Raw genomic sequence first — 19,919 nt, forward strand, 5'->3', positions numbered from 1 at the left:
ATAAATGAATGTGATATACCTCCTATCCAGGCTAGAAATTCTTTTTCATCATAGATGGTGGCTGCGCGAATGCGGAGCCATGTTGGTTTCTTATCTTATGAAAAAAAACGAATGCCTGGGGAGCAACAACGGACTCGGGGGGTATCTGCTGGCGAAAGGGGTGACGGTAATCGAAAAGAGTAGATTCATGAACGTGATGCATGCTGGAATACAATGATCAAAATTTTCTTTGTGAGGTGGATACCTTTTGGAATTACAAGTAAATAATAGTCCGTTTAGTCAAGAACAAATCGATACATTGCAACGTCTTCTTCCATCCTTGACAGAGACACAAAAGGCCTGGCTCAGTGGATACTTGGCGGCTTTCCAAGCACAAGCAGGAACAGTTGTGCCGAATCAGGAAGCAGTCTCAACAAATGCCGCTCAACCTGTTTTAAGGGAAGTAACAATCCTATTTGGATCCGAGACCAGTAATGGGCAGACGTTGGCGGAAGAGCTAACCAAAAAGATTAAAGAACAGGGCTTTAAGGCAACCTGTTCAGCGTTAGATGATTTTAAAGTGAAAAAAATAAAGGATGTTCAGGATTTGCTGATTGTAACAGCTACGCATGGGGAAGGAGATCCACCAGATAATGCCATTTCCTTTTATGAATATTTGCATAGCAGGCGGGCCCCGAAACTGAAGGATTTGCGATTTTCTGTGCTTTCCCTGGGAGACCAGTCGTATGAGTTTTTCTGTCAAACCGGCAAGGATTTTGATAAACGATTGGAAGAATTGGGGGGAGAAAGACTTTATCCTCGGATCGATTGTGATGTCGATTTCGATGAACCTGCGGAAGAATGGATCAATGGTGTAGTAGAAAAAATATCCGAGGCGAAAGAAGCTGTTTCGCAACCGGATAACCAGCTTAACCAACAAGCGGGGATTCATGCGCAAGAACTTGATCTACCAGCCTATTCCAGAACCAATCCGTTTAAAGCAGAGATCTTGGAAAATCTTAATCTTAATGGTCGCGGCTCCAATAAGGAAACACGTCATCTGGAATTATCGCTTGCGGGATCCAACCTTTCCTTTGAACCTGGCGATAGTTTAGGGATTATCCCGGAAAACGATCCAAACCTGGTAAGTCAACTGATTAGTGAGATGAAATGGGATCCGGAAGAAGCCGTTCCGGTCAACAAAAAAGGTGACATGCGTTCCATATTTGATGCGTTGCACACAAACTTGGAGATTACCTGTCTGACAAAACCATTAATGAACAAGGCGGCAGAGATCTTCGCGAATGATAAGTTAGTAGAGCTTGTCGCACCAGTGCAAAAAGAAGCGTTAAAAGATTATATCACTGGCAGGGATCTGCTCGATTTGATCAAGGATTTTCCGCCAACGCGTGAATTGACACCAGATGAATTTGTCCAGATTCTCAGAAAGATTCCGCCTCGGCTTTATTCGATCACAAGCAGTCATAAAGCGAACCCCGATGAGGTGCACTTAACGATTGGAACCGTTCGCTATAAAGCCCACGGTCGTGAACGCCTCGGTGTATGCTCCGGTCAGTCAGCAGAACGGGCGGAACCTGGCAATCTATTACCGATTTATATTCAACGCAATCCAAATTTTAAGCTTCCTCGCGATCCGGAGATTCCTGTCATTATGATTGGGCCAGGTACTGGAGTTGCACCTTATCGGGCCTTTATGGAAGAACGGGAAGAGTTGGATATAAAAGGGAAAACGTGGTTATTCTTTGGGGATCAGCATTTTTCCAGCGACTTCCTATATCAGGTGGAATGGCAAAATTGGTTGAAGGAAGGCATTCTGACCAGAATGGATGTAGCATTTTCCCGTGATTTCGAGAAAAAGGTATATGTGCAGCATCTAATGCTGGAGAATAGTCAAGATCTTTATCAATGGCTTCAAGAGGGGGCATACGTTTATGTCTGTGGTGATGAAAAGCGAATGGCTAAAGATGTACATCAAACATTGATAACCATCATGGAAAAAGAGGGCGGTATACGTCATGAGGATGCGGAACAGTATTTGAAGGATATGCGAAGGCAAAAGCGATACCAGCGGGATGTCTATTAGCGTTCCTAAAAAGGATGATAAATGGAAAGGAGCTTGATGATGGCAAAGCATGACGTGTTGAAACAGGATGGACCACCAAGTGATCTGGAGCGAATTAAAGATGAAAGCAACTATTTGCGGGGTACAATTCAACAGGGATTAGAAGATCGGATCACCGGAGCCATTTCGGATGATGATACAAAGCTGTTAAAATTTCATGGAAGCTACCAGCAGGATGATCGGGACATCCGCGATGAACGGCGACGTAAAAAGCTGGAGCCGGCTTACCAATTTATGTTGCGTGTGCGTGCACCCGGGGGTGTTGCGACTCCCGAACAATGGTTGGTCATGGACGATTTGGCGACTAAATACGGCGATGCAACGCTAAAACTTACAACACGGCAATCGTTTCAAATGCATGGAATCCTCAAGTGGAATTTAAAGCAGACGATCAAAGAAGTAAATGAGGTACTGATGGATACTTTAGCCGCTTGTGGTGATGTAAACCGGAATGTAATGTGCAATCCCAACCCATACCAATCAGCAGTACATGAAGAGGTTTACGGGTTGGCAAAACAACTTAGCACCCATCTATCCCCAAAAACGAAAGCGTATCATGAGATTTGGCTTGATGATAGAAAGGTTGTTGACACGCGGGAGGAAGAAGAAGCGGAACCATTGTACGGTCGCTTCTACTTACCGCGGAAATTTAAAATTGGTTTAGCAGTTCCCCCTTCCAACGATATCGATGTGTTTTCACAGGATCTTGGATTTATCGCGATATTGGAGGATGGAAAGCTGCAGGGGTTTAATGTAGCGGTTGGCGGAGGTATGGGGAGCACCCATGGTGAGCCAGAGACTTATCCACAGGTTGCACGGGTGATTGGCTTTTGTCCAAAAGACAATGTTATCGAGGTAGCAGAGAGTGTGATGGCGATTCAACGAGATTATGGTAACCGTTCGAATCGAAAGAATGCTCGCTTCAAGTATACGATCGATGCACGCGGACTTGATTGGTTTAAGGCGGAGTTAACGGAGCGTCTGGGCTGGGAGCTGGAAACAGCGCGTGCTTATCAGTTTGATCATAATGGCGATCGCTATGGGTGGGTAAAGGGCGACGGCAAATGGCATCTAACGTTATTCCTGCAAAATGGCCGCGTAAAGGATACGGAGAATGATGCACTGAAAACTGGATTAAGAGAAATAGCCAAGGTGCATACTGGGGATTTCCGGCTTACTCCAAACCAGAACTTGATTATTGCGAACGTAACTGAGGAAAAGATGCAAGAAATTGCTGACCTGGCAAAAGCGTACGGCTTGACGGAAGGAAAACAACATTCGGCACTAAAACGGAATTCGATGGCTTGTGTTGCTCTTCCAACATGTGGTTTAGCAATGGCTGAATCGGAACGGTATCTCCCCGTTCTTATTGAGAAAATAGAAGCAATTTTGGATGAGGTTGGATTACGTGAAGAAGAGATTGTCATCCGTATGTCGGGTTGCCCTAACGGCTGTTCACGACCAGCTCTTGCAGAGATCGCCTTTGTTGGGAAAGCACCAGGAAAATATAATATGTATCTTGGCGGTGGATTTACTGGGGATCGTTTGAACAGTCTTTACCGAGAAAATATTGGAGAGAAGGAAATTTTGGAAAATCTGCGTTTTATCCTGACTGATTATGCCAACAATCGTCAGGAAGGGGAGCATTTTGGTGATTATGCGATCCGTGCCGGCTATGTAAATGAGGTGCGGAATGGACTTGATTTTCATAAGGATAATCTATCCAAAGTGTGAAGCAGTTGACCAAAGACGAACAAGATATACGTTTGTGGGTGCAGAAGGAGAATGAGGTGAAATGATGGGGAAGGTTTATTTGGTAGGTGCAGGTCCTGGTGATCCTGATTTGATTACGGTAAAAGGAGTCAAAGTACTCCAACAATCAGATGTTATTTTATATGACCGTCTAGTCAATACAGAATTGCTTGCACATGTTTCTGAAAAAGCAGACTTGATTTATTGCGGAAAAGGGCCCAATCAGCATTCGTTTACCCAAGAAGCGATTAATGACTTGCTTTATCAATTTACGAGCGAGGGGAAGGTTGTCAGCCGATTAAAGGGTGGAGACCCGTTTATTTTTGGAAGGGGTGGTGAAGAGGCAGCATTTTTACGTGCGAATGGAATTGCCTTTGAAATTGTCCCAGGTATCACGTCAGGATCGGCAGCACCAGCTTATGCCGGTATCCCGTTGACACATCGGGATTATAGCTCCTCGGTGACGTTTATTTCCGGCGTAAACAAAAGTATCGAACAAACGGAAAAGTATTGGCAGCATCTTGCACAAGGAATGGATACGCTTTGTATATATATGGGAGTGAAGAATCTTCCGCTTATTTGCGAGAAATTGATTCGATATGGTCGTAATGCGGATACGCCAGTTGCGTTGGTACACTGTGGAACAACGGAACAACAACAAACGGTAACCGGAACATTGGCTAACATTGTAGGAAAGGCTAGTACGGTTAAAAATCCTGCCATGATTATTATTGGCGAGGTTGTCCGGTTACGTGAACAGCTGCATTGGTTTGAACAGCTGTCAGTGGAAAAAGATTTTCCAGTGCCTGCTGTTATCGGTTGATTGGGGGAATGTGCATGCAAGGAATTCTTTATATAAGTCATGGAAGCAGGATGGCTGAAGCAACTGCTGAAGCCGTTACGTGCATAACAGGTGTAAAAGAACAAGTGGATGTTCCGCTTCAGGAAATTTGCTTCCTGGAACTGGCAGAGCCAGATGTGGAACAGGGGATTGAAAAACTGGTAAACCAAGGAGCGTCCAAGATAGCGGTCGTACCAGTGTTGCTGTTAAGCGCGGGGCATTACTACAAGGATATTCCGGAACAGCTAACCCAGACCAGGAAGAAATACCCTTCTATCACGTTCACCTATGGGCAGCCATTGGGCGTACAGGATCGCTTTATCCACGTTTTGCTGGAACGAATCGCAGAAACAAACACATCGGTTGATCAAGGTTCGAAAATTTTGCTCGTTGGGCGGGGCAGCCGTAATCCCCAAACCAAAACCGATATGGAGACGGTCAGGACAAAGCTGCAAAAAAATTTATCTGGTGGGCGGGTGGATTGCTGTTTTTTGGCTGCCTGTAATCCTTCCTTTGAGCATCAGCTTGATGCTTCTCTAAAAGAAGGGTGCTCTAAGTTGTTCATTGTTCCATACTTGTGGTTTACAGGGGTCCTGATGCATTCGATACAGCAAAAAGTACAGGAACAAGCCAAAATTGATACGAATATAATCGTGTGCCGACAACTTGGGGATCACCCAATTATGAAACGTGCACTTGAACAGCGTGTCTATGAAGCTGTTCGATAATTACAGTTCGTAGCAAAAAGGATGTTAAAAATTGGCTCTTACACCGTTCATGATTGATTTAGTAAATAAAAGGGTTGTTATCGTTGGAGGGGGACTTGTTGCTGAGCGAAGGATGCGATGTTTGCTGGAAAGTGGCGCATGCGTGACGGTGATCAGTCCGGAAATAGGTGAAGGGATTCGCGCACTTTGGGAAGAAGGGTACGTAAACTGGAAGCAGAGGCATTTTGAAGCAGATGATGTTGCCGACGCTTTCCTGATTATCGTTGCAACAAATGATCCTGCAACAAATCAGACAGTCATCGAAGCGGTGCCGGAAACTTCCTTAGTAAACGTTGCGGCAGATGCGGAACAAGGGAATATCCAGTTTCCAGCTCATTTACAGCAAGGAAAGCTGTCGATCAGTATTGCTACAAATGGGGCAAGTCCCATGCTTGCAGCGAAAATAAGAAACAGGCTGGCTACGACATACGACCGAAACTATGGGGATTATGTTGACTTTTTATATGAAAGTCGCCAGCTGATCAAACGGTCGTTATTAACGAAACAGACTCAGACCCTTCTGCTTCGGGAACTGCTGGACGAAAGCTTTAAAAACAAACAAAAGCAAATGGCCATCATTAATTGGCTGGAAAGCCTGGTAAAAGGAGAGGAACATGATGAGCGGCTTGGAAGGTAAACAAATTGGTATTGCAGCCTCTCGTAAGGCAAATATCATTGCGAAAATGATCCAACAGTGTGGAGGGACACCCTATTATTTTCCAATCCAAGGTGAACAAGTTTTAAATAACGAAACAAGTATCCAGAATGTTAAGGAATTGCTGATGACACCATTTGATGTGGCTCTCTTAACAACCGGAGTTGGCATGGAAACATTGGAGGAAGCAGCCCTTCATCTGAACGAGCATGAGCGTTTCATCCAAAAATTAGCGAATACGAAATTGGTGGTTCGTGGTAGTAAAACGGTGAAATGGCTGAAGAAGCACTCCTTGACCGCAACCTATGTATCCCCAGATGGCACGATGAATGGTCTTTTGACTGTTTTACCAACTGATCAGGATCTGGACGATAGAAAGCGACTCTTTTTACAAGCCTATAACCAGGATGATGTGGAGCTAAAGGTACAACTGGAAGCGTACGGGTATTCGGTTTACCTGGCAAAACCTTACCAGTATAAGCAACCGGATGTTAATACAGTCCATCTTCTATGGCAGTGGATTAATGAACGATCGCTTGACAGCGTTATTTTTACAAGTAAAACCCAGGTGCAGAATCTATTCCAGGCAAAGCAGAACATAGACGCCGTTTTCCCTGAGGATGTGTTAGCTGTTGCGGTGGGGAATGTAACGGCACAGGAACTGGCAAACCATCATGTTTCGCGTATTTTTTATCCTGGTAAACCGAAGATGGGCACGATGATGGTTGAACTGGAACGCTATTTTGCTAGAAATGAAACCAAAGACGCAGATAAGTAAATGGATAGTTTTTGGATTAATAATGAGGAAAGGTGGTTTGTCGTATGACATTAACAAAAGGAACAACACCAGCAGCAATTCTCCCGCATGGCGGAGAGCTTATCCAACGGGAAGCTTCTGGTTCAAGACGGGAATTACTTTTGAATGATGTAGAGACGATGCAGTCGCTGACATTGAATGCTTGGAGTCTATCGGATCTGGAGCTTATTGCGATTGGCGGCTTTAGTCCATTAACAGGGTTCATGGGACAGAAGGATTACCTAAGGGTCGTTGAGGAAATGCGGTTGGCAGATGGCACCATTTGGAGCATTCCGATTACGCTTCCAGTGAGTCAAGAACAGGCGAGTACATTGGTAATTGGGGAGACGCTTGCACTTGCAGGAGAAGACAAAGTCAAATATGGCGTCCTTCATGTAGAAGAAATCTATTCCTATGATAAAGAAAAGGAGGCGAGACTTGTTTACGGCACGACAGACGAGGCACACCCTGGTGTTAAAAAGATTTATGAAAAGGGAGAGGTTTATCTCGCTGGTTCTATTGAGCTGCTGCACCGTCCACCGCATGACCAATTTGCAGATTTTTACTTTGATCCAGCGGAAACAAGGAAGATGTTTGCGGACTTAGGCTGGAAAACGATTGTTGGCTTTCAAACACGTAATCCGGTCCATCGTGCGCATGAATATATCCAGAAAAGTGCATTGGAATCGGTCGATGGATTGCTGTTAAATCCATTGGTCGGGGAGACAAAGTCCGATGATATACCTGCCGAGATCCGGATGGAAAGCTATCAGGTTATATTAAAGAAGTATTATCCTCATGATCGAACAAGGTTGGTGATTTATCCCGCAGCGATGCGTTATGCAGGCCCAAGAGAAGCAATCCTGCATGCGATTGTCCGAAAGAATTACGGCTGCACCCACTTTATTATTGGGCGTGACCACGCTGGAGTTGGGAACTATTATGGTACTTACGAGGCGCAGGAATTAATTTCCCAATATGAGGCAGAGCTTGGTATTCAATTATTCAAATTTGAACATGCATTCTATTGCACGAAATGTGAGAATATGGCAACCAAAAAAACGTGCCCGCATGAGCAGTCGTTTCATGTTCATCTAAGCGGTACAAAGGTCCGGGAAAAGCTTCGCAATGGAGAGTCCTTGCCAAAAGAATTTTCCCGTCCTGAGGTAGCAGCAGTGTTAATAAATGGTTTCAGAGAAAATTAAATAGAGGGATGTCTTCCATGACATTTGAATTGGTATTTGTTCTCGTAATGGTGACAGCCATGTTAATCGGATTATTAGCCGAAATATCCCGACCAGAAATCATTGTTTTTACAGTACTTACAATTTTTTTGGTAACCGGCATTTTAACGCCTGAAGAAGCACTAGATGGATTTTCCAATGAAGGTATGCTGACCATCGCGCTCTTGTTTATAGTAGCTGGTGCAGTACAAAATAGTGGTATCATGGAACGGTTTATTACATCTTGGCTGGCTAAAAGTAAGAGTTTATTAGAGTCGATGGCACGTTTTTTCATACCAACCTCGATTCTTTCCGGTTTTTTAAATAATACCCCCATTGTCGTAACGCTTGCTCCGTTGATAAAAAATTGGTGCGAAGAGCGTGACATCGCCCCATCCAAATTTTTAATTCCGTTATCATACGTAACGATTTTAGGTGGTACGATAACGTTGATGGGGACTTCTACCAATCTGGTTGTGCACGGCATGTTGCTTGATTATGGTTATGAAGGGTATTCCTTGTTTCAATTGGCGATTATCGGCATTCCGATCACGGTGGTTGGTTTGGTCTATATCTTTACAATTGGTTATCAATTATTGCCGGAATATAAGGGGTTCAAGCAAACGATTAAGGAGGATGCCAAAGAATATATTGCGGAGGTAATCGTTGGAGAAACGTTTCCGCACATTAATCAAAGTATAGAGCAAGCTGGATTGAGGGAATTAAAGGGACTATATTTGGTTGAAATAATCCGCGGAGAGGAACGTCTCTCCCCTGTCCGTTCGTCAACAGTTATCCAAGAGGGGGACCGGTTGATTTTTACCGGATTAATGTCGACCCTGACAGAAGTACAAATGACGAAGGGACTATCCTTGAGAACGGGTACGAAATTGGATTTGGACGAATTAAAAAATGGCAATACCCAGCTTGTCGAAGCAGTGGTTTCGCATCAATCTTCGTTATTATCGAAGTCGATTAAACAAAACCAGTTTCGCTCCAAATATGATGCTGGCGTTATCGCGGTTCACCGTAAAAATGAGCGAATTCAATCAAAAGTAGGTGACATTCATCTTAAACCAGGGGATTCCTTGCTTTTACTCGCTGGAAAGGGTTTTGTAGAAAAATATCAGCAATCAAACGATTTCTATGTCCTTACGTCATTAGGGACGCCGGAATCACTAAAGCGCAATGCAAGAAATGGCTGGTTGCCGGTCGGGATCTTTTTCCTGATGATTATCCTGGTAACATTTGGTGTGTTGAGTATGTTTAAAGCCATGGCCGTAGCTGTCATTTTACTGCTCGCAACCAATACGATTACAGCGAGAGAAGCCAAAGGGTATATCCATTTTCATGTATTGCTCCTGATTGCCAGTTCTTTTGGTGTCGGGATTGCCATCATGAAATCGGGCTTGGCAGAATGGATTGCCAGGGGATTATTAGCGGTTGGGGAACCGCTTGGATTATTTGCGATTCTTTTATTGATATATCTATTAACCAATATCTTTACCGAGCTGATTACGAATAGTGCTGCTGCGGTATTGATGCTGCCAATTGGGTTGGAGACGGCGGCTAATTTACATCTGGATCCGATGGGGTTTGCTGTTACCATTACGATTGCTGCATCGGCTAGCTTTATTACGCCAATTGGCTATCAGACAAACATGATTGTTTATGGTCCAGGTGGATACAAATTTTCGGATTATATAAAAATTGGAACACCACTTAGTTTACTTGTAATGGCTATAACCGTTACCATCGTCTACTATTGGTGGTTTTAGGAGGGCAACGATGAGTGCTTCAACGAACTTAGTTTGGCATCGATCTGAAGTGACGAAGGAAGCAAGACAAAAACGCAACAATCATCGAAGTGCGGTCATCTGGTTTACCGGATTATCTGGTTCTGGAAAATCAACTGTATCGGTTGCATTAGAGAAGCAGCTGCATGAATTGGGAGTCCACACGTATCGATTAGATGGGGATAATGTGCGCCACGGGCTGAATAAAAATTTAGGCTTTAGTCCGGAAGATCGTACAGAAAATATTCGTCGGATAGGAGAAGTCGCAAATTTAATGGTTGATGCAGGATTGGTGACCCTAACAGCTTTTATTTCCCCGTATCGTGAGGATCGAGATAATGTGCGCGCATTGCTTGATGACAAGGAATTTATTGAAGTGTATGTGAAATGCGGGCTGGAAGCATGTGAAGCACGCGATCCAAAAGGGTTGTACCAAAAAGCCCGTGCTGGTGAAATCAAAGGGTTTACGGGAATCGATGCACCTTACGAAACACCCGTAAACCCAGAAATCATCATCGACACGGAACAACAAACACTAGAACAATCAACACAAATCATTAAAAACTACCTCCAAGAACATGGGTATATCTAGCCGTACAGTATACTTGAGCGGTGCGCTATAGATTGATGGATAATCGCTGTAGAATGAGCCGGACTCGCTGTAGATTGCCTGAAATTCGCTGTAGATTGAAGCAAAAACGCTATAGATGTACAGTGAGTCGTCTTGCGCAATTCAGCAGGGGAGTTCCTTCAGACAATGGGGTAGGATGCTTGTCCAACCATGTATATAAAAAGAATTGGAATGGAAAATAATTTTGAATGATTGTTTTCCATTTCATTTTTTAAATGCAGCACTGTTTTGCCATTCCTTAAAGCAGTAAATGAATAAAAACGAGAAAAAATAAGGTCATACCTATATATAGGTGTAACTTGCGCTTTCGTACTGTCGGGTGAAATAAACGGAGCCATCCGGTGGTAACCATCCCGACTAAGAGAAAACCTGCAATCAGTCCTACAGCCATTTTCGACCAGTGAAGATGCAATCCATAACGATGGGTCACGAATATAGCGTGAACGATAATAACAAGGAGCGCAATTGTACCGGTCCAACGATGATACGGGACAATTTTTTTGGATAGATTCGCAAGCCTAATCTTCGTTCTCCTTTCTAGTGGTGTGTCAAAGTTTAACAAGATCACGGATAAATGGTATAGTTGTTCACTGAAAGAATGGATATTTGTAAATAAAAAGAATGCATTATAACTGATGGACGAGTTTAAAATTTCTCTAGATCTATTTTTCAAAGGTGGATAGATGGACAATGAAAAAACCACGGATTGGTATGATAGGATTGGGTGGAATAGCCCAAAAGGCGTATTTACCTGTTCTTACAAAGGAAACCGATTGGATATTTGCTGGAGCATTTTCACCAAGTGTTAAGAAGAGGCAACATATTTGCAAGCAATACCGTATTCAGGAGTTTGCCAGTTTAACAGCTCTAACGCAACATTGTGATGCCGTTTTTGTACATAGTTCAACTGCTTCTCACTATGATGTTGTGTCGGAGCTTTTAAACAAAGGGAAAGATGTTTATGTTGATAAGCCACTGGCAGCAACTGTATCGGAAGCGGAAAAACTAGTGAATTTAAGTGAAAAGAACGGTAGAAGGCTAATGGTAGGATTTAACCGACGTTTTGCACCGATGTATGTCGAAGCAAAGGAGAAATGCAATGATTTAGCTTGGGTACGTTTCGAAAAACACAGAATAAGTGGGATCGGTATCGACTCCTATAGCTATACTATGCTGGATGACTATATTCATTTGATAGATACGGTTCGTTGGCTAGCAGATGAAAACCTGCAGGTGCTGTATAACAATATACACCTTAATAACAAGAATCAGCTCATATACGCGCAACATACATATGAGACTTCTCACAAGGTAGCTTTTCATACAGCAATGCATCGCAATGCGGGGATAAACTTGGAACAATTGGAACTTTTTTGTGAGGAGAAAACAATCAGGGTTAAGAACATGCAAACGATGGAGGTAGAACAAAATGACATGAGAGTGGTAAAACAACCATCCTCATGGGAAACGATCTTAAAATTACGAGGATTTGAGGGAGCGATTGGGAGTTTTATTGATTGTGTTCATAACGATGTACGACCTGTGGTGGATGGGGAAGAAGGGTTAAAGTCGCAAATTGCTATGGAAAACTTATTGAATCGATAGACTCATCATAAACTATTTCTTTTCATAATTTGGGAAAAGTCTAGAGCTGTTTCTTGCTGCGAACACGTGCGGGTAACAGGCTCTTTTTTTTTGAAAATGTATTATCTATTCAATCATTTCCCCCACCTCCCGGAAAAACAATGTATTCAGTTGTAAGCGCTTGTACTTTAAAATAATGGTATAAGATCAGATTTACAAGCCACTTACATCAAAGGAGGAATTATACATGAAACGAATTTTATTGGCCTGTTCATCAGGAATGTCTACAAGTTTACTAGTTACAAAAATGAAGGAGGTAGCAGCGGCAAAAGGGATTGAAACGGAAATATGGGCTGTGGCACAGGACAAAGCACTAGAAGATATGAAAAAAGCAGATGTCTTGCTGATTGGTCCACAAATGCGGTTTTTAAAGAAAAAGCTTGCCAAGGCTGCAGATCAAGCGGGTATCTCATTGGATGTTATTGATCCGATTGCATACGGCCGGATTGATGGAGAAGCTGTATTGGATAAAGCCCTGGAATTAATTGGGGATTAGAAATTACAAGGGGGAATTGTAATGAACAAGTTTATGGAGGTTTTGGAAAATTTTCTGTTGCCAATTGCCGACAAATTAAACAATAACCGATATTTAACGGCACTAAGAGATGGCTTCATGGTAGCATTACCATTAATTATCTTTGGTTCAATCTTTGTGGTCATCGCAAACTTTCCATTTTTAGATCGAATTATTTCGGAGGATGCCTATGCAGCATACCAAAATGCATTAGGTCCGGCATCGGCTGCAACGTTAAGTATTATGGGGTTGTTCGTCATTGTTGGAATTGGTTATAAACTAACACAGCATTACGGGTTGGATGCTATTTATGGTGGCGTTGTTGCCATAGCAGCATTTTTGATTTTGACACCACAGGTATTGGAAGATGTCTCCGGCGTCATTCCAACGTCAACCTTAGGTGCAGAAGGAATGTTTCTTGGGATATTTACAGCATTTATTTCCGCTGAACTTTATCGATTTTTTGTAAATAAAAATTGGACAATTAAGATGCCAGCTGGTGTTCCAGACTCTGTATCTAGATCATTTAGTGCTTTGATTCCAATTACCTTAACACTAACTGTATTCTTAGTTATCCGCGTTGTTTTCAGCTATACTAAATATGATACTGTACAAAACTTTATTTACACCATTATTCAGCAACCGTTAACAGAATTGGGAAGTGGTCTAATTGCTACTATCGTTGCGGTATTGTTGATACAAATATTCTGGTTTTTCGGTTTGCATGGACAAATCATTATTAACTCCGTGTTTGATCCAATCTGGTATGCATTAAATGATGAAAACCTCCAAGCATTCCAGGCAGGTTCCGAGCTGCCAAATATTATTACAAAACAATTTGTTGATTCATTTCTCGTCGGTATGGGCGGGTCAGGTATGACACTTGCAGTCGTCATACTCATTTTTATCATAGGGAAAAGCAGGCAGACGAAGGAATTGGGGAAATTGGGAGGCCCCTCCGGTTTGTTTAATGTTAATGAGCCGATAATCTTCGGCTTGCCAATTATTATGAATCCGTTAATTCTTATTCCGTGGTTATTAGCTCCGGTTGTTATTACGATTATTACTTATTTCTCAATGGCTACAGGGATGGTACCGAGACCGGCAGGAATTATTGTGCCTTGGACAACACCAGTAATATTGAACGGGTTTTTGGCAACCGGTAATGCATGGCAAGGTGCGGTGCTACAGGCATTTAATCTAGTTGTCGTAATGGGCATTTGGTGGCCATTCTTAAAAATACTGGATAAAAGCTACTACGAAAGCGAGAAAAACGATAAGAAAAATGATTCCGATAGTAAAAGGAAAGAAGCATAGTAAGCCATTTTCATTGATTACTAAATTAATTTGGCTCCGGTTTAAACCTCTGGGGCCAGCTGCATTTTCAATATTTTATAGACTTCAGAGGTGACGTGCACATGGATACGATTACAGAGACCGCTTTTCAGATTATTTTATATGCCGGAAATGGAAAGTCAAATGCAATGGAGGCTATCCAGGAAGCGAAGACTGGCAATTTCGATAAGGCGGAAAAGTTAATTGAAGAAGCGGGAACGGAGCTTGGGAAAGCACATGACTTTCAGACAAAGTTTCTTCAGGAAGAAGCAAGTGGGGAAGGAACATCCGTTAACGTAATATTGGTTCATTCTCAAGATCATTTAATGACAGCAATGACGGTAAGGGACCTTGCTGTTGAGATTATTGAAATTTATCGCAATAAGTAGGGTATTCTTAACAAAAAGAGATGGAGGAATTTTTGATGGCTTTACAATATAAGTTTCCGGAAAACTTCTGGTGGGGAAGCGCAACTTCTGCAACACAAATCGAAGGGGCAGCAAATGAAGATGGAAAGGGAAAAAATATTTGGGATCATTGGTACGAAACGGAACCAAATCGGTTCTATGAAAATATTGGCCCTGAAACGACGTCTGATTTCTATCATCGATATAAAGAAGATATTCAATTAATGAAAGATATTGGTCATAATACATTTCGTATGTCCATTTCCTGGGCTCGCTTAATTCCCGATGGACGTGGGGAACTAAATCCAGCTGCTGTTTCATTTTACAATAATGTCATTGATGAATTAATTACAAATGATATTGAGCCATTCGTGACGCTTTTTCATTTTGACATGCCATTGGAATTACAAAATCAGGGTGGCTGGGAAATCAGGGCGGTGGTCGATGCTTATACAGAATATGCACGAGAAGCATTTCGTTTGTTTGGTGATCGTGTAAAAAAATGGTTTACATTTAATGAGCCAATTGTTCCGGTCGAGGGTGGTTACCTATATGATTTTCATTATCCAAATGTCGTTGATGCCAGACGAGCAGCCCAAGTCGCTTATCATACGATGATCGCACATGCGAAGGCTGTTCGAGCATTTCATGAATCCAATGTTGCGGATGGAAAAATAGGCATCATTTTAAACTTGACGCCATCCTATCCAAGAAGTCAAAATCCGGCTGATTTGAGAGCATCCCGAATTGCTGATTTATTTTTCAACCGCAGTTTTCTTGATCCAGCAGTATTGGGCGAATATCCGCAAGAATTAATAGATATTTTAAACGAGCATGGCCTATTACCTGTTACTGAAAGGGGAGACAGGGAACTTCTAAAAGCTAACACGGCAGATATTCTCGGCGTCAACTATTATCAGCCGCGCCGGGTAAAGGCAAAGGAGTATTTGCCAAATCCATATAGCCCATTTATGCCCGATTGGTTCTTTGATAACTATGAAATGCCGGGTAGAAAAATGAACAAATATCGTGGATGGGAAATCTATGAAAAAGGAATCTATGATATCATGCAAAACTTAAAAGAAAACTATGGTAACATTGAATCTTTTGTTTCTGAAAACGGAATGGGTGTCCAAGATGAAGAACGATTTGTTGTGGATAAAGAGATTCAAGATGATTACCGGATTGATTTTATCCGGGAGCATTTAAAGTGGCTGCATAAAGCAATTGAAGAAGGCTGTAATGTGAAGGGCTATCATTTATGGTCATTCATGGATAACTGGTCGTGGATGAATGCCTATAAAAATCGGTATGGATTCTTCTCGGTTGATCTCAGGACGAAGCAAAGGACTCCGAAAAAAAGTGCACATTGGATAAAAGAAGTTTCCCAGAATAACGGGTTTTAATTGGCATAAGCTCGAGGTTCTGGTTCTATTTGGGACGAGAACCTTTTTGGGTAAACGCTAGTTTTCTAACAAAGGTCTTTGTCACGGCCACTGGAACGTCTTTGAGTAAAGACCTTTGTTACTGCTGTAATGGAAATAAAAAGTAAAAATGAAACAGGTCATAATATTAAGGAGAAAAACGATATGTTGAACTCCAGAATGCGGACAATTTTACGTGAATTAATGACTGCCCATACACCAATTACAAGTACCTATCTAGCTAATTTAAATCAGGTTACAACCCGGACCATAAGGGAAGATATCAAAAGCCTTGATTTATTGTTGGCTGATAATGGCGCTCAAATTGAATCTATCATGGGAAAAGGGTATAAATTGACGATATTGGATAATCAGGGTTTTCGAAAATATTTACAATCGAATTTTAGCGAAGATATGACGGATGGTGATTTTGTTCCCGAATCACCGGAGGAGCGGATTTTTTATACGATCAAACGTTTATTATTATGTGAAACGTATGTAAAACTGGATGATTTGGCAGATGAAATGTTTATTAGTAAATCGACTATTCAAAATGACTTAAAGCATGTAAAACAAATACTGGGTAATTTTGATATTAAATTAATATCACGGCCCAACTACGGAGTTAAAGTAGTGGGCAGTGAACTTAAACTGCGTTTCTGCATGGCAGAATATATATTTGACCGTAACGACAGAAGCAGAAATCATATGATAGAAGGAAATTTACAACTTTTGCCAAAAAAGAACCTGGAAATAATTCATGATATTATTTTAAAACAAATTAAAGCAAATCATATTACATTATCCGATATAGCGATTAATAATCTATTTATCCATATTTCGATTGCCTATAAGCGGATAAAGAATGGCAATCATGTTACGTTAATCAAAGCCGAAGTGCAAGAAATTATGGAGCAGGTGGAATATAGGGTTGCCCAAAAAATGGTTAGAGAAGTGGAAGATGCATTTGGGGTTATATTTCCGCAGTCAGAGGTCGCATATATAGCAATACACCTGCTCGGGACAAAAATGCTTACGCAAACAAGTACCGGCGATAAACTTGTCGAACATGTCATGGATGAGGATATTTTAAACCTTGTAATGGCTGCGCTGGATAAAATTGAATCCAAGCTAAATCTTGAACTGAAAGGTGATCAGGAGCTGGTAATGGGGCTATGTCTGCATTTGAAACCAGCCATAAACCGGTATAAATATGGTATGAATATTAGAAATCCAATGCTAACAGACATTAAAAAAAATTATCCATTAGCTTTTGAAGCAGGTGTTATCGCCGGCCTGACCATTGAAGGAAAAACAGGTAAGGAAATCAACGAGAATGAGGTAGGATACATAGCATTGCATATCGGTGCTGCCATAGAAAGGAAAAAGATGGAGTCAGGCCCCAAACAATGCCTGATTGTTTGTGCTTCAGGATTGGGAACGGCACGATTGATCTATTATAAATTAAAAAATCATTTTGGCAAGAGTCTCGACGTTATTGGCACAACCGAATTTTACAACCTGAGTCAACACCATTTGCACAATATTGATTTTATTGTTAGTTCAATTCCAATTTCAGAGGAATTGCCAGTTCCAATCATTGAGGTTAATGCTATTGTAGGGGATAACGATCTGGCAAAAATAGAGCAATTTATTGTAAATAAAAAACGGGATATCCATTCATTTTTTAAAAAAGATCTGATGTATTTAGGGGAAGATTTCTCCTCAATGGATGAAGTATTGGAATTTTTACATTTGCAATTGCTTAGCAAAGGGCTAGTTGAGGCGCCATTCCTTGACGCTATTTATGAACGTGAGAAGGTTGCGCCAACTTCATTTGGGAACTTAGTTGCCATTCCCCATCCCATTACTCCTGAATCAAACCATACCTTTCTGGCTGTATGCACATTAAAAAAACCAATCAACTGGAATAATAAATCAGTGCAGCTGGTTTGTTTACTTAGTGTCAAGAAAAATAGTCAGGAAGATTTGCAATCCATGTATGATGTATTAGGAAAAATAATTGATAATGGTTCAGTTGTTCACCAGTTGATCAAGGCAAAAACATTCGACGAATTTATGAATGTGTTGGTTGGATCGGCAATTTGATTTCAACGAAACGGTTGTACTGGGATGCAACTTTATTTAGAAATTAGCTCAAAGGTCCAATGAAGATGGGGGAGAATTCATGAAAAAAGAACTGGGAAAGAATGAAGCCGCATTATTCATTTTCTGAAGGAGAAGTTAAGGAGATGCTGCAGTCCTTTATACCAGGAAAAAGGCTGCTATCCGCTCGTCTTTTAGGGGCGGCATTAGAAATTCAAATTGGGTGCAGGATGTTAAACAGTTAATCATAAAAGCTATTGAAAACTGGGATGATTATCGAACTAAGTTAACGAGCTTTTCTGTCGTTAAAGCAGTACATGAGCAAAAATAACAAAAAACAATATTATACCAATATATATATGAAGCTTCCGTTTTCGTACTGTCGGCTTAAATAACCGCAGCCATCCAGTTGTAACCATCCCAATTAAGAGAATACCCGCAACTAGTCCTGCTGTCATTTTCAGCCAATAGAGATGCAAACCATAACGATTGATCACAAATATAGCATGAATGACAATAGCTATGAGTGCTGTCGTGCCAATCCAACGATGATACGGCACAATTTTTTTTGACAGATTAGCTAACCTGATTTTTGTTTTCCTTTCTGGAGTATTACGGATCGTGGAATATACCGCATGACGGGTCCAATTGAAGAGAAAGAACAATAGACCGGCAAATCCAATGGTAATGTGTAATTGAATTCCCTGAAAAGAGAAGGTTTTGACAACCTGCCAAACCGCCGCTATTAACAATAATAGATTAAAGTAAAACCACTTGCTCATCTCATCGCCTCTTGATTAAATACTTTATGCTCCTTTTCATCTTCACCCGACTATAAATATAACGTACAATAGAAATAAAAGGAATAGAAATGTAAAAATATGCATGAAGAAAGGATGCCTTGTATGAATATCATTGATTCAGAAAGATTTTTCTTCCGTCCTTATTGTGATAATGATTTCATGTTTTTGATCTCCTTATTGCAGGATCCGGAAATGATGCGCTACATTGGAAATGGACAGACAAGGGATCGTGAAGGAGTAAAGCAATTTTTAAACTGGATTTATCGTACATACGAATCCGATGCTAATTTGGGATTAAAGGTTCTTGTTCGGAAAAAGGATAACATGAGGATTGGGCATGCCGGTCTTGTTCCACAAACAGTAGATGGGAAAGAAGAAATAGAAATAGGCTACTGGATTGTACGTGATTTCTGGGGACATGGTTATGCGACCGAGGCAGCAAAAACACTCCGGAATTATGGTATTCATCAGCTTGGTAGACAACGATTTATTGCTCTGATTCAGACTGGCAATATTAAATCCCAACAAGTCGCCAAGAAAATTGGCATGACCATCGAAAAGGAAATTATTCTGTTAGGGAAAGCTGTCTTTGTTTACTCTGTTCAAGATGATTAATGAGAATACTAGTAAAAAGTATTAGAATAGGCAGGAGAGAAACAAATTAATCTTACATAATCATGGAAAGGATTGATTCACATGAAATATTTTGCCGCTATTTCACCGATGCTGGATGAAGAAAAAAGTACGCTGTATCGTCCAGATCACTTGAACTATCTTCAAAAATTGCAGGATGAGGGACGTATCTTTGCAAAAGGCCGCTTTGCTGATGGAACGGGCGGTTTAGTGATTTACAAGGCTGATAATCTCGCAGAAGTGGAGAAGGTTGTGAAGCAGGATCCTTATGTCGTAAAGGGAGCACGTAGTTACGAAATTCATGAGTGGGAAATGACACAAAACTAGCGCAAGTTAAAACCGGATGCCACCTTGTTACAATGGCATCCGGTTTTAACTCCAGATTAAGCCCCACGCTATGCGTGGGAGAACAAAAGTGGAAGTACCTTTACGTATGATAAAAAAATCCCCCTCTGGTATAATGACAAAGG

General features: G+C 41.4%; 18 protein-coding genes. 17 read left to right on the forward strand and 1 reads right to left on the reverse strand.

Annotation, left to right across the window (positions count from 1 at the left end; genetic code table 11):
* The first annotated feature begins 247 nt into the window (after positions 1-247).
* The 15 genes from IEX12_RS21010 to IEX12_RS21080 all read left to right on the forward strand — a co-directional run bounded on the left by IEX12_RS21010 (position 248) and on the right by IEX12_RS21080 (position 18,016).
* Positions 248-2,083 (forward strand): assimilatory sulfite reductase (NADPH) flavoprotein subunit, encoded by a 1,836-nt coding sequence (locus tag IEX12_RS21010; RefSeq protein ID WP_188725835.1) that lies wholly within the window; start codon positions 248-250, stop codon positions 2,081-2,083.
* Positions 2,084-2,122: 39 nt separating this feature from the next.
* Complete coding sequence (gene cysI / locus IEX12_RS21015) at positions 2,123-3,856, forward strand: assimilatory sulfite reductase (NADPH) hemoprotein subunit (RefSeq protein ID WP_102415420.1); 1,734 nt, start codon at positions 2,123-2,125, stop codon at positions 3,854-3,856.
* A 64-nt stretch (positions 3,857-3,920) separates the two neighbouring features.
* Positions 3,921-4,697 (forward strand): uroporphyrinogen-III C-methyltransferase, encoded by a 777-nt coding sequence (gene cobA, locus IEX12_RS21020; RefSeq protein WP_102416332.1) that lies wholly within the window; start codon positions 3,921-3,923, stop codon positions 4,695-4,697.
* Positions 4,698-4,711: 14 nt separating this feature from the next.
* The gene (locus IEX12_RS21025; protein WP_188725836.1) at positions 4,712-5,443 is read left to right on the forward strand and encodes a sirohydrochlorin chelatase; all 732 of its coding nucleotides are present in this window, start codon (positions 4,712-4,714) and stop codon (positions 5,441-5,443) included.
* Between the two features lie 31 nt (positions 5,444-5,474).
* Entirely contained in the window at positions 5,475-6,119 is a 645-nt protein-coding gene (locus IEX12_RS21030; protein ID WP_188725837.1) for an NAD(P)-binding protein, read from the forward strand.
* Positions 6,100-6,915 (forward strand): uroporphyrinogen-III synthase, encoded by an 816-nt coding sequence (locus tag IEX12_RS21035; RefSeq protein WP_188725838.1) that lies wholly within the window; start codon positions 6,100-6,102, stop codon positions 6,913-6,915. Before IEX12_RS21030 ends, IEX12_RS21035 begins: the two co-directional genes overlap by 20 nt.
* A gap of 44 nt (positions 6,916-6,959) precedes the next feature.
* A complete protein-coding gene (sat, locus tag IEX12_RS21040) occupies positions 6,960-8,138 on the forward strand; it encodes a sulfate adenylyltransferase (RefSeq protein WP_188725839.1) in 1,179 nt (392 codons plus the stop codon).
* Between the two features lie 17 nt (positions 8,139-8,155).
* Positions 8,156-9,934, forward strand: coding sequence for an SLC13 family permease (locus tag IEX12_RS21045; protein WP_188725840.1), 1,779 nt, complete (start codon positions 8,156-8,158; stop codon positions 9,932-9,934).
* A 10-nt stretch (positions 9,935-9,944) separates the two neighbouring features.
* A complete protein-coding gene (gene cysC, locus IEX12_RS21050) occupies positions 9,945-10,544 on the forward strand; it encodes an adenylyl-sulfate kinase (RefSeq protein WP_155554967.1) in 600 nt (199 codons plus the stop codon).
* Between the two features lie 729 nt (positions 10,545-11,273).
* Entirely contained in the window at positions 11,274-12,188 is a 915-nt protein-coding gene (locus IEX12_RS21055) for a Gfo/Idh/MocA family protein (RefSeq protein WP_088049862.1), read from the forward strand.
* A 226-nt stretch (positions 12,189-12,414) separates the two neighbouring features.
* The gene (locus tag IEX12_RS21060; RefSeq protein WP_088049863.1) at positions 12,415-12,723 is read left to right on the forward strand and encodes a PTS sugar transporter subunit IIB; all 309 of its coding nucleotides are present in this window, start codon (positions 12,415-12,417) and stop codon (positions 12,721-12,723) included.
* 21 nt (positions 12,724-12,744) lie between these two features.
* Positions 12,745-14,058, forward strand: a complete 1,314-nt coding sequence (gene celB / locus IEX12_RS21065; protein ID WP_088049864.1) for a PTS cellobiose transporter subunit IIC — start codon at positions 12,745-12,747, stop codon at positions 14,056-14,058.
* A gap of 101 nt (positions 14,059-14,159) precedes the next feature.
* On the forward strand, positions 14,160-14,465 hold the full coding sequence (locus IEX12_RS21070) for a PTS lactose/cellobiose transporter subunit IIA (protein WP_088049865.1): 306 nt from the start codon (positions 14,160-14,162) through the stop codon (positions 14,463-14,465).
* A 35-nt stretch (positions 14,466-14,500) separates the two neighbouring features.
* On the forward strand, positions 14,501-15,889 hold the full coding sequence (gmuD, locus tag IEX12_RS21075; RefSeq protein ID WP_102415415.1) for a 6-phospho-beta-glucosidase GmuD: 1,389 nt from the start codon (positions 14,501-14,503) through the stop codon (positions 15,887-15,889).
* A 183-nt stretch (positions 15,890-16,072) separates the two neighbouring features.
* Entirely contained in the window at positions 16,073-18,016 is a 1,944-nt protein-coding gene (locus IEX12_RS21080) for a BglG family transcription antiterminator (RefSeq protein WP_188725841.1), read from the forward strand.
* A 302-nt stretch (positions 18,017-18,318) separates the two neighbouring features.
* Here the strand turns inward: IEX12_RS21080 and IEX12_RS21085 are convergent, their stop codons facing one another.
* Positions 18,319-18,795, reverse strand: coding sequence for a hypothetical protein (locus tag IEX12_RS21085; RefSeq protein ID WP_088049868.1), 477 nt, complete (start codon positions 18,793-18,795; stop codon positions 18,319-18,321).
* A 123-nt stretch (positions 18,796-18,918) separates the two neighbouring features.
* Between IEX12_RS21085 and IEX12_RS21090 the strand changes: the two genes are divergently transcribed.
* Positions 18,919-19,431, forward strand: a complete 513-nt coding sequence (locus tag IEX12_RS21090; protein WP_188725842.1) for a GNAT family N-acetyltransferase — start codon at positions 18,919-18,921, stop codon at positions 19,429-19,431.
* 81 nt (positions 19,432-19,512) lie between these two features.
* Positions 19,513-19,776, forward strand: coding sequence for a YciI family protein (locus tag IEX12_RS21095; RefSeq protein WP_188725843.1), 264 nt, complete (start codon positions 19,513-19,515; stop codon positions 19,774-19,776).
* Positions 19,777-19,919: the final 143 nt, after the last annotated feature.

The organism is Lentibacillus populi (assembly GCA_014642895.1).
Classification (GTDB): Bacteria; Bacillota; Bacilli; order Bacillales; family Amphibacillaceae; genus Lentibacillus_C; species Lentibacillus_C populi.

Excerpts from the sequence above, each read along its gene's own strand:
- IEX12_RS21055 (WP_088049862.1), top strand. The coding sequence starts at position 11,274 with ATGAAAAAACCACGGATTGGTATGATAGGATTGGGTGGAATAGCCCAA.
- sat (WP_188725839.1), top strand. The coding sequence starts at position 6,960 with ATGACATTAACAAAAGGAACAACACCAGCAGCAATTCTCCCGCATGGC.
- cysC (WP_155554967.1), top strand. The coding sequence starts at position 9,945 with ATGAGTGCTTCAACGAACTTAGTTTGGCATCGATCTGAAGTGACGAAG.
- cobA (WP_102416332.1), top strand. The coding sequence starts at position 3,921 with ATGGGGAAGGTTTATTTGGTAGGTGCAGGTCCTGGTGATCCTGATTTG.
- IEX12_RS21035 (WP_188725838.1), top strand. The coding sequence starts at position 6,100 with ATGAGCGGCTTGGAAGGTAAACAAATTGGTATTGCAGCCTCTCGTAAG.
- cysI (WP_102415420.1), top strand. The coding sequence starts at position 2,123 with ATGGCAAAGCATGACGTGTTGAAACAGGATGGACCACCAAGTGATCTG.
- IEX12_RS21045 (WP_188725840.1), top strand. The coding sequence starts at position 8,156 with ATGACATTTGAATTGGTATTTGTTCTCGTAATGGTGACAGCCATGTTA.
- IEX12_RS21090 (WP_188725842.1), top strand. The coding sequence starts at position 18,919 with ATGAATATCATTGATTCAGAAAGATTTTTCTTCCGTCCTTATTGTGAT.
- celB (WP_088049864.1), top strand. The coding sequence starts at position 12,745 with ATGAACAAGTTTATGGAGGTTTTGGAAAATTTTCTGTTGCCAATTGCC.
- IEX12_RS21060 (WP_088049863.1), top strand. The coding sequence starts at position 12,415 with ATGAAACGAATTTTATTGGCCTGTTCATCAGGAATGTCTACAAGTTTA.
- IEX12_RS21080 (WP_188725841.1), top strand. The coding sequence starts at position 16,073 with ATGTTGAACTCCAGAATGCGGACAATTTTACGTGAATTAATGACTGCC.
- IEX12_RS21085 (WP_088049868.1), bottom strand. The coding sequence starts at position 18,795 with ATGAGCAAGTGGTTTTACTTTAATCTATTATTGTTAATAGCGGCGGTT.
- IEX12_RS21070 (WP_088049865.1), top strand. The coding sequence starts at position 14,160 with ATGGATACGATTACAGAGACCGCTTTTCAGATTATTTTATATGCCGGA.
- gmuD (WP_102415415.1), top strand. The coding sequence starts at position 14,501 with ATGGCTTTACAATATAAGTTTCCGGAAAACTTCTGGTGGGGAAGCGCA.
- IEX12_RS21025 (WP_188725836.1), top strand. The coding sequence starts at position 4,712 with ATGCAAGGAATTCTTTATATAAGTCATGGAAGCAGGATGGCTGAAGCA.
- IEX12_RS21095 (WP_188725843.1), top strand. The coding sequence starts at position 19,513 with ATGAAATATTTTGCCGCTATTTCACCGATGCTGGATGAAGAAAAAAGT.